This window comes from Bradyrhizobium rifense (assembly GCF_008123425.1).
In the GTDB taxonomy this organism is placed as follows: domain Bacteria; phylum Pseudomonadota; class Alphaproteobacteria; order Rhizobiales; family Xanthobacteraceae; genus Bradyrhizobium; species Bradyrhizobium rifense.
On record NZ_VSSS01000081.1, the window covers coordinates 23,952 to 30,055 of the forward strand.

11 protein-coding genes are annotated in these 6,104 nt (G+C 65.3%); 6 read left to right on the forward strand and 5 right to left on the reverse strand.

The window, feature by feature from the left end; all coding sequences use genetic code 11:
- The first annotated feature begins 49 nt into the window (after nt 1–49).
- The 4 genes from FXB40_RS42450 to FXB40_RS42465 all read left to right on the forward strand — a co-directional run bounded on the left by FXB40_RS42450 (nt 50) and on the right by FXB40_RS42465 (nt 1,628).
- Complete coding sequence (locus FXB40_RS42450) at nt 50–271, forward strand: hypothetical protein (RefSeq protein ID WP_148778206.1); 222 nt, start codon at nt 50–52, stop codon at nt 269–271.
- Nucleotides 272–355: 84 nt separating this feature from the next.
- Nucleotides 356–646, forward strand: coding sequence for a hypothetical protein (locus FXB40_RS42455; protein ID WP_148778207.1), 291 nt, complete (start codon nt 356–358; stop codon nt 644–646).
- Nucleotides 647–649: 3 nt separating this feature from the next.
- Nucleotides 650–844, forward strand: a complete 195-nt coding sequence (locus FXB40_RS42460; protein WP_148778208.1) for a CbtB domain-containing protein — start codon at nt 650–652, stop codon at nt 842–844.
- Nucleotides 845–854: 10 nt separating this feature from the next.
- Nucleotides 855–1,628 carry a CbtA family protein gene (locus FXB40_RS42465; RefSeq protein WP_148778209.1) on the forward strand — a complete coding sequence of 258 codons (774 nt, stop codon included), beginning with the start codon at nt 855–857 and terminating at the stop codon, nt 1,626–1,628.
- Here the strand turns inward: FXB40_RS42465 and FXB40_RS42470 are convergent.
- Both FXB40_RS42470 and FXB40_RS42475 read right to left on the reverse strand, forming a co-directional pair.
- The gene (locus FXB40_RS42470; protein ID WP_148778210.1) at nt 1,616–1,834 is read right to left on the reverse strand and encodes a hypothetical protein; all 219 of its coding nucleotides are present in this window, start codon (nt 1,832–1,834) and stop codon (nt 1,616–1,618) included. The genes FXB40_RS42465 and FXB40_RS42470 overlap by 13 nt on opposite strands.
- Nucleotides 1,834–2,274: a hypothetical protein gene (locus FXB40_RS42475; protein WP_148778211.1), complete on the reverse strand. Its 441-nt coding sequence runs from the start codon at nt 2,272–2,274 to the stop codon at nt 1,834–1,836. The genes FXB40_RS42470 and FXB40_RS42475 overlap by 1 nt, the downstream gene beginning before the upstream one ends.
- Nucleotides 2,275–2,359: 85 nt before the next feature.
- Between FXB40_RS42475 and FXB40_RS42480 the strand changes: the two genes are divergently transcribed.
- On the forward strand, nt 2,360–2,761 hold the full coding sequence (locus tag FXB40_RS42480) for a MerR family transcriptional regulator (protein ID WP_148778212.1): 402 nt from the start codon (nt 2,360–2,362) through the stop codon (nt 2,759–2,761).
- A gap of 25 nt (nt 2,762–2,786) precedes the next feature.
- Here the strand turns inward: FXB40_RS42480 and FXB40_RS42485 are convergent, their stop codons facing one another.
- The 3 genes from FXB40_RS42485 to FXB40_RS42495 all read right to left on the reverse strand — a co-directional run bounded on the left by FXB40_RS42485 (nt 2,787) and on the right by FXB40_RS42495 (nt 5,314).
- Nucleotides 2,787–3,845, reverse strand: a complete 1,059-nt coding sequence (locus FXB40_RS42485; protein WP_148778213.1) for a Cj0069 family protein — start codon at nt 3,843–3,845, stop codon at nt 2,787–2,789.
- A 120-nt stretch (nt 3,846–3,965) separates the two neighbouring features.
- Nucleotides 3,966–5,030, reverse strand: a complete 1,065-nt coding sequence (locus FXB40_RS42490) for a nickel/cobalt efflux transporter (RefSeq protein ID WP_148778214.1) — start codon at nt 5,028–5,030, stop codon at nt 3,966–3,968.
- A 5-nt stretch (nt 5,031–5,035) separates the two neighbouring features.
- On the reverse strand, nt 5,036–5,314 hold the full coding sequence (locus FXB40_RS42495; protein WP_063706516.1) for a metal/formaldehyde-sensitive transcriptional repressor: 279 nt from the start codon (nt 5,312–5,314) through the stop codon (nt 5,036–5,038).
- A gap of 141 nt (nt 5,315–5,455) precedes the next feature.
- Between FXB40_RS42495 and FXB40_RS42500 the strand changes: the two genes are divergently transcribed.
- Nucleotides 5,456–5,812: a hypothetical protein gene (locus tag FXB40_RS42500; RefSeq protein ID WP_148778215.1), complete on the forward strand. Its 357-nt coding sequence runs from the start codon at nt 5,456–5,458 to the stop codon at nt 5,810–5,812.
- The last annotated feature ends 292 nt before the right edge of the window (nt 5,813–6,104 follow it).

Consider the following 6,104-nt stretch of genomic DNA (forward strand, 5'->3'; position numbering starts at 1 on the left):
ATTCCCGGGCGTTCTGTGCTGGGGCCAACAACGCATCGAGGCTGGGCGCATGATCAGCGAGCATTTCGACACCCGCACACGGATCAACATGAAGCTGGCGCTGGACCGGATCTGCCGCAATCGCCCCGTTGGCGAGGACCACGGCTTCCGCAGGTCGGTTGCCGAAAACATCATCCGCTGCGCGCTGACGGGCCGCACCGGCATCGGCCAGCTCGTCGACGCCGGCGAGCGGGCCATGATCAGGACGCGCGCGGCGCGGGAGCGGGGCTGATTGCGAGCTGGCGGAAATCGTCGATAGCTGTGGTAGGGTCCGCGCCGGGAGATTTCCGATGGTGCTCACGGGACGCGCGACAGCTTGAGCGATGAAGTCCATTGGCGCGACGACATCGCCTCGCTGGTGTTTCCCGTCACCGGCCATGGCGCGATCTGCGCCGTGCACCGGGGCGCCTTCCGGACCTTGCTCGGCACCGAGCCCACGCCGGACGCCTGCCTCGGCCATTTCCGTCGCTTTGAGGCCGCCTTTCGGGCCGCCGCCGGTGCCAAGATCGCCCGCAAGGGCATTTTGCCGGGGACGAGCCTGCATCTTACCAGTCGCGACGTCGCCCGGAAGCTGCTAGAAGACGCGCAAATCGCCAACGGAGAATAGACCATGAGCCAGTCCCAGCTCGCTAACGCCCAGGTTACGCTTCCGGTTGCTGCCGGGCAGGTGGGACGGCTGTCGCAGGCTCTGATGGCCATGGTGCTCGGCGTGTTCGTCATCGGCATGGTCGGCTTCTCCCACATCGACGTCGTCCACAACGCGGCCCACGACGTACGCCACTCGAACGCGTTCCCCTGCCACTAACCGGGGTGGCATGAGCACATTTCGCTCGATCGTCTTCGCGTCGGTCATTTCCGGTTTCATCGTCGGTCTCATCGTCACTGTCGTCCAGCAGTTCGGCACCGTCCCCCTGATCCTGAAGGCGGAAGTCTTCGAGAAGGCGGCGGAGACGCACCAGCATGACGCTCAGGCCACCGCGCAGCCGGCCGCAGCCGGGCATGACCACGCCGCCCACGATCACGGCGACCATGACCATGGCGCCGGCGACCACGACCATGGCACCGGAGCCTGGGAGCCGCGCGACGGTTTTGAGCGCAACGCCTATACCGCGGCCGCCAACGTCCTGACCGCGATCGGATTCGCGCTGCTTCTGGCCGGCTTCTTCGCCGTCCGCAGCGGCGCTACAGGGGCTAGGGTCTCCTGGCACGAAGGCTTGATGTGGGGGCTGGCGGGCTTTGCCGTCTTCACCTTGGCGCCCGGCCTCGGCCTGCCGCCGGAGCTGCCCGGCGTGCCTGCTGCACCGCTGCTGTCGCGCCAGATCTGGTGGCTCGCCGCCGTGCTGGCGACGGCCGGAGGGCTCGCTCTGATCGCCTTCCGCCGCTCGGTGCCGGCGGCGATCGCCGGCGTGATCCTGCTGACCCTGCCGCACCTGATCGGCGCGCCGGAGCTCGCCAACATCGAGACCAACGTGCCGTCGTCGCTGACGCATCAGTTCGTCACGGCGGTGACGGTGACGAGCCTGGTGTTCTGGACCTTGCTCGGCGGTCTGACGAGCGCGGTGTTCGCGCGTTTCGATCAGCGCGCCTGAAGCCTGCGCCATCGCCGCAACGCGACCGCCGTCCAGACCGTCTCGACAAAGCCGAACGGCCAGGCGCCCTGGAGAAAGCCGTAGAGAGCACTGAGCGCACACGCCGCCGCGAAGGCCAGCACATGGTGCGGCCCGCGCGGCTCAAGCGCGTAGAACAGCAGCATGGCGCTGACCGACAGCAGTCCGAAGATGGTGAGACTGTCCATCAGCTCGCCGGTGGCTTCGGCTTCTTGGCAACGCCGAGCGCGTGGAAGACGGCAGACTCCATCACCGGCCACGGCGCGGCCGTCGCGGTCAGCACGGTGGCTGCGCACATCGCGGCCAGCACGGACGATCGGATTTTCAAGCCGGTGGTTCGCGACCGCCACACGATCCAGCCCCAGGCGCAGACCACGACCGCGACCGACAGTTTCGTCATCAGCCCGTGCGCATGGTCGAGCACGGCGATCAGGCTTCCCGCGCCGGCGAGCACGACGGCAGGCAATGTGAAGGGCAGCACGCAGCACGCCGTGCAGGCCGCCGCGACAACCGCAGTTGCGACCGCGGTGCTCGCGGCCTTGCTGCCGCCTGGCTCAGTCTTCGCCGCGCAGCCGCATCCGGGCGACGTCTCGCTGGGGAGGCTGCAGGACGGTCCAATAACGCTCATGTGATTCTCCTCATGCTTGTGCGTTGCGGACCCGATCGCTACGCCCTCAAGCCACTTGAGGTTCAAGCGAAAAGTGAGAGCTTCCATGAGAATTGGCATCCTCGCCAAAGCGGCCGGCGTCTCCGTCCCCACCATCCGCTACTACGAGAGCATTGGCCTCTTGACGCCGCCGGCGCGCCAGGGCGGCCAGCGCATCTACGCCAGCGAGGATGTCAAGGCACTCAGCCTGATCAGGCACTGCCGCGATCTCGACTTCTCGCTCGATGAGACGCGCGACATTCTCGCGTCGGTCCAGCGGCGCTTGCCTTGTAGCGACACGAAGTCGTTTGCGGAGCAGCACCTCCGTTCGATCAGAAAGAGGATCGCCGAGCTGCGCGCGTTGGAAGCGACGATGGCTTCGCTGGTCAGTGGCTGCGAGACGACGTGCTGCGGCAGCACCGCGCCGGACTGCGTGATCTTGCAGCCCGGCCAAGTGAATTGTGGTTGAAGGCGATCTGCTTGCTTCGGAGCAACTACGGCCTCGCATTCACCAGCCGCTCGCGAACCGTCCGTGCGATCGCGGCCGGCGCCTCATCGGGGATCGCGAAACACGAGCTCGCGTTGATCTCACAGAGAACGTAGGTGTCCGCGCCGGTCCCGTCGCGTGGCCCGAAGAGAAAGTCTGCGTCCCAGATCACCGGCATCAATGCTTCGTCGATGGCCAGCAGCTTCATCATCTGCGGCGTCCATTCGTCCTCCATCCGCCGTCGCAGCGCCTGGAATTGCGGTGCATCGGGTCCGTGCATGATGCGCGGCCCCGGTTGCGCCTCAGGAGACTCCGGTCCTTGCGGCGGTGGCGGGATCAAGGCCTTGATCAGTTGATGGCCGAAGCCTGCGACCCTGGCGCCGCTCATGTAGCAGCGGATCATTCCGTCGGGCAGGCGAGGTTGAAACGGCTGATCGATGATGCAGCCGCCCCAGCCGAAATATGGTTCGCATCGCGCGATGAAGGCATCGAGCGGCATGTCCTCCGGATGGCTGCCGCGCAGCGCATGGAGCACGCGAACCGCCGGGATTGCGTTTGGCAGCGCCTCGACCTTCCATACGCCCTGGCCGCCGTTGCCGCGATTCTGCTTGAGCACGCGCGGGCCGCCGGCCCGCAGGCGCTGAGGAAACTCTGCTGCGAAGGCGGCAGCGCTGTCATAGCGATGGGTGTCGGCGCCCCAACCGAGATCGCGCGTCCGGTAAAGCACCTCCTTGACGCCCATCTTCAGGATGACGTCTGGATGCGCGCTCACCCAAGGGCCGCGCGCGGCGACGTCGTGCAGCAAGGCATCCAGCTGCTCGCGTGTCTTGCCCTGATGGATCGGATCGACCCAGACCAGCACACCGTCGACCGCAAGCAGTTGATCGCGGACCGCATCGGTGAAGCTCTCGTCGTAGATGGCCGGTTGCGCCGCGATGCCGGCGGAAACGAGGGCTTCGAAAACGCGAACGAAGCGGCTGTTTTGAGCAGTGGCGTCGCGGCGCACGGCTGCGTCGCCCCGCGAAACAATGGCTAGGGAATATCGGTGAGGGGATTGGGTGTCCATGCGCAAGCTCCACGAATTGCGTGCTGCGCAGACTTGGACCGAAGTCTCACGGGGAGTCTGCTTTGTCCCCACCAGTGCATTCTACGCGGGATCGTCCCGAAACCGCAAGACGCACTGCGCTCACGACATCAGTTCGTGCAAACCCGTCCAGCCGGTGTAGAGGCCGACCAAGACGATCAACGCCGCCGAGACGTAGGGTGCGCGATGGGCGTAGCGGCTGAAGCCGCCCCAGTGCCGTTCGACGTGCCGCAGGCTGAGCGCGGCGAGAACGCCGGCCGAAACCATCGTGATCGCGAGCCCGATGCCGAAGGACAGCACCAGGACAAAGCCGAGGCTGAACTGTTTGAGCTGAATGCAAAGCAGCAACACCGTGATCGCGGCGGGGCAGGGGATCAGTCCGCCGGTGAGGCCGAAGAGCACGATCTGCGCCGTCGTCACGGTGCGCCCCGCAAAGCGCCTGCGGATGTCGGCGGCGTGGGCGCGCGCGTGCGCGTCGTCCTCGTCGCCGAGATCCATGTGGTCGTGATGATGTTCCTCAAACAGAAGCTCGGTGGAGTCGCCGGCGAGCGCGACGCGCGCCTTGAATGCATGCGGCTCGGGAATCTCCTCGACGCTTTCGAGGTATCCGTCGCGGGTGGCGAACGCGAATGTCTGCTCTAAGCCGTCCTCGCGGATGGTGGTCACCTGGATGTCGCCAGCGGCGGGAAGCGCGCCGTTCTCACTGCGGATCCGCCAGCGCGGCGGTACACCGTCCTCAAAGACCTCCAGCAAGAGTGGCCGGCCGGCCAGCGCGATGGATTGCGGCTCGTCGTGGTGATGATGGTCGTGGTGCCCATCGTTTTGCTCCCGCCAGGTGCGCCAGACCATCCAGCCGGCGATGCCGACGATGATGAAGGCGGATGCCAGTTGCAGGTAGGCCTCGCTGCGCTCGCCGGATAATTCCTGGCCGAAATACAATCCCGCGAGCGCGATCGCCCAGACAATGGCGGTATGGGAGATGGTCGCCGACAGGCCGAGCAGCACGGCCTGGAGCACGGTGCCCCTCACGGCGATGATGAACGCAGCCATCATGGTCTTGGAATGCCCGGGCTCGAGACCATGCAGCGCGCCGAGGAGGATGGCGCTCGGCACGAACAGCCAAGCGTGCGCGTTGCTCTGTTGGAGCAGGTGAGACAGGTCGGTCATTTCGTTCACTTCAAATAGGTTCGGACGACGTCGATGAGGTCGGCGGCGCCCTTGGCCTTCTCCGGATCCTTTTCGTGAGCGGGATCCACGACATGATGGCGGATGTGGTCTTCCAACAGCTCGGTGGTGAGACCGCTGATTGCGCCTTTCACCGAAGCCACCAGCATCAGCACATCGGCGCAGCCGATCTCCGACTCGAGCGCGCGCTCGACGGCCTCGAGCTGGCCCTTGATGCGCCGGACCCGGCCGATGAGCTTCGACTTGTGCTTGATCGTGTGCGACATGTCGATAAGATAGGGGGGTACCCTATATAAGTCAATCGGCGTTGCCGGCAAAGGAGATGGGTCTGCGGCTCAACTTGTCCGCCGCGCGCGGCTCGAAAAGGACTAATGTCGACGGGCCATCACCAGTGGGAGGAGCCCAAAATGCTGATGCGCGCACTCATTCTCGGATTTTCCCTTCTGCTCACGAGTGCACTACCGGCCGCCTCGAGGGGGAGCTCGGCATCCAAGGACGACCCTTGGAATCCCGAGCATATCGGCGCCCTGCCTCCTGAAATCCGGCACTACATCGCAGGCATGTGCAAGGGACCGGCCAGCGCCCAGCACGACTTCGCAACCTATTCTCCGTCCGAGAAGCGCTGGCGCATCAACATCGAATATCTCCGCTGCGAGGGCCTCGCCGAATTTCGCCACGGACACCAATGCGTCGACGTCGATTTCGTCGAGGTCGGCTCGCATTTTCGGCTGGCGAGCAAACAATATCGCGATTGCGGTTTCTGAAAATCATAATTTTACTTGCTCCGTCGGGCAAAACACCTGTAGGGCTTGGGGCATCCCGACTCATCCTTGAGGGGCGATCGTACGTCGTCACTGATTGCGAGCCGGGCTTGCGGTGGACGCGGCAGCGTCGGCACGATGGTAGCGGGCAGGGCGGGTAGTCCCTGTGAGCCCGAAACCGCGTGCGGACGAGCGGCGCTGTTCAGTTCGTCTCGCCAACATTTTTCCCGCTACGTCGACAGCGCGGGAGAACCCTGTGGCGGCCGGCGAACGTGCGTACGGCAAATCCGTGTGG

Excerpts from the sequence above, each read along its gene's own strand:
- FXB40_RS42490 (WP_148778214.1), bottom strand. The coding sequence starts at position 5,030 with ATGACCGACCTGTCTCACCTGCTCCAACAGAGCAACGCGCACGCTTGG.
- FXB40_RS42500 (WP_148778215.1), top strand. The coding sequence starts at position 5,456 with ATGCTGATGCGCGCACTCATTCTCGGATTTTCCCTTCTGCTCACGAGT.
- FXB40_RS42460 (WP_148778208.1), top strand. The coding sequence starts at position 650 with ATGAGCCAGTCCCAGCTCGCTAACGCCCAGGTTACGCTTCCGGTTGCT.
- FXB40_RS42475 (WP_148778211.1), bottom strand. The coding sequence starts at position 2,274 with ATGAGCGTTATTGGACCGTCCTGCAGCCTCCCCAGCGAGACGTCGCCC.
- FXB40_RS42485 (WP_148778213.1), bottom strand. The coding sequence starts at position 3,845 with ATGGACACCCAATCCCCTCACCGATATTCCCTAGCCATTGTTTCGCGG.
- FXB40_RS42495 (WP_063706516.1), bottom strand. The coding sequence starts at position 5,314 with ATGTCGCACACGATCAAGCACAAGTCGAAGCTCATCGGCCGGGTCCGG.
- FXB40_RS42480 (WP_148778212.1), top strand. The coding sequence starts at position 2,360 with ATGAGAATTGGCATCCTCGCCAAAGCGGCCGGCGTCTCCGTCCCCACC.
- FXB40_RS42465 (WP_148778209.1), top strand. The coding sequence starts at position 855 with ATGAGCACATTTCGCTCGATCGTCTTCGCGTCGGTCATTTCCGGTTTC.
- FXB40_RS42450 (WP_148778206.1), top strand. The coding sequence starts at position 50 with ATGATCAGCGAGCATTTCGACACCCGCACACGGATCAACATGAAGCTG.
- FXB40_RS42470 (WP_148778210.1), bottom strand. The coding sequence starts at position 1,834 with ATGGACAGTCTCACCATCTTCGGACTGCTGTCGGTCAGCGCCATGCTG.